This is a genomic window from Nonomuraea longispora (assembly GCF_004348345.1).
Taxonomy (GTDB): Bacteria; Actinomycetota; Actinomycetes; order Streptosporangiales; family Streptosporangiaceae; genus Nonomuraea; species Nonomuraea longispora.
Genome location: NZ_SMJZ01000420.1, coordinates 1 through 1,600, shown reverse-complemented (window position 1 = coordinate 1,600; position 1,600 = coordinate 1). Strand labels below are relative to the sequence as shown.

The following is a 1,600-nucleotide window of genomic DNA, read 5'->3' as shown; positions in this document are numbered from 1 at the left end:
GGGTGCTGGCCGGGACGATGGGCGGGATCCTGTGGGCGATGCTGGTCGGCTACGCGGCGCGGATGGTGTCGGCCGAGCGGCGGGGGCGGGCGATCGCGATCGTCTCCGCGGGCATCACGGTGGCGTTGTGCGCGGGCATCCCGGCGGGTGCGGCGCTGGCCGGGGCGTTCGGGTGGCGGGCCGCGTTCGGCGTACTGGCCGTCGCGGCGGCCGTCCTGGTGGGGTGGGTGCGGTCTCCGCGGCGAAGCGCTGGATCCGGCCGGGGTCGCCGGTGAGGAGGAGACGCTGACGCCGTGGGTGAGTGCACGGGCGTCAGGCGAAGACCTCGGAGAGGAACGTCACCAGAGCCGCGCTCACCTCCGCGGGCCGCTCCAGCGGGGGCAGATGACCCGTGTCCTGCAGGTCGAGCCGGCGGGCGCCGGGGATGCCCGCGGCGAGCAGGCCGGACACCTCCTGGATGCCGGGCACGTCCGACAGGCCGTTGATCACCAGGGTCGGCGCGGCGATCTCGGTCAGGCGGGTGGTCGCGGGCGGATCGAGCTCGCGCTCGGCCGGCCGGGGGCCGGACCACGACCGTTCGAACACCAGCCGGCACATCTCCACCGCCGCCGCCCACACCTCGTCGGAGAGGGCGTCGCGGCCACGGCCGGGGCCCGCGACCTGCCACAGCGTGTGGGCCTTGGCCATCGCGCGCACGTCGGCCGGATCGACGCGATCCGCGGTGCCTGCGCGGTAGCGGGCCAGCCGGTCGGCCGGCACCGAGCTGTGAACGCGCTCGCGGGCCTGGTCGAGCATCTCCCGCGGCCACTGGTGACCGGTCAGCCCGGAGCCGATCAGGACGAGCGCGGCGATCCGCGAAGGGGCGGCGAGCGCGGCCTCCACGGCGTACGCGCCGCCCATGGACGAGCCGATCAGGGCCGCCCGCTCGATCCGCGCGGCGTCCATGAGGGCGAGCAGGTCCTCGTGGTGGCAGACCTCGTCGTCGGCGTCGCCGGACCGGCCGTGGCCGCGCATGTCGTAGCGGACCACGCGGTGGCGACGTGACAGCGCCGCGAACTGGTGGTCCCACATGCGCATGTCGGCCACCGCCGCGTGCAGCAGCACCACGGTGCCCACGGGCTCTTCGGGACCGGCTTCTTCCCAGGCGATCCCGACCTCGCCGGCCTTCACCATGCAGCGGACACTAACGCAGGACGGGGCGGGGGAGCGCGGCCGTTCGCCATTGGCGCAGCGGGGAACGGCTCCGCAGGGGGAGGATCATCCCCCTGACGGGGGAGCCCCGGCGGCGGGCGCCTCGGCAGAGTCGATGCCATGAGAATCGTGATGGCGGGCATCGCATGGACCGGTCTGTACGTGGCGTCGAAGGTGGTCTACGCCCTGGAGGGCAGGCTGGGCGTCACCGGTGGGCCACAGGTGTCCCCGAACAGCTACGACGCGTACGGGCCTGGCGAGGTGGCGCTGGCCCAATGGGGAAACGTGGCGTCCGGGGTGGTGATCATGGCGATCCTGCTGGCGGGACGGATCCGGTTCACGAGGCGTCTGCCGTACCTGGTGGTGCTGTGGCTGCACGGGGCGTGCAGGGCGGTCGCCGCCGTGGGGG

General features: G+C 74.3%; 2 protein-coding genes and 1 pseudogene. 2 read left to right on the top strand and 1 reads right to left on the bottom strand.

Translation table 11 applies throughout. From position 1 onward, the window contains the following. The coding region (locus E1267_RS43680) for an MFS transporter (protein ID WP_246064754.1) at positions 1-275 on the top strand (275 nt) is incomplete at its 5' end. A 37-nt stretch (positions 276-312) separates the two neighbouring features. Here E1267_RS43680 and E1267_RS43675 read toward each other — a convergent pair. Continuing rightward, positions 313-1,173 carry an alpha/beta fold hydrolase gene (locus E1267_RS43675; protein ID WP_132342178.1) on the bottom strand — a complete coding sequence of 287 codons (861 nt, stop codon included), beginning with the start codon at positions 1,171-1,173 and terminating at the stop codon, positions 313-315. Positions 1,174-1,311: 138 nt separating this feature from the next. On the opposite strand from E1267_RS43675, the pseudogene E1267_RS43670 reads away from it, so the two are divergent. Next, positions 1,312-1,600, top strand: a pseudogene (locus tag E1267_RS43670) (hypothetical protein); the annotation flags it as partial.

Coding starts and splice junctions, on each gene's coding strand:
- E1267_RS43675 (WP_132342178.1), bottom strand. CDS start 1,173: ATGGTGAAGGCCGGCGAGGTCGGGATCGCCTGGGAAGAAGCCGGTCCC.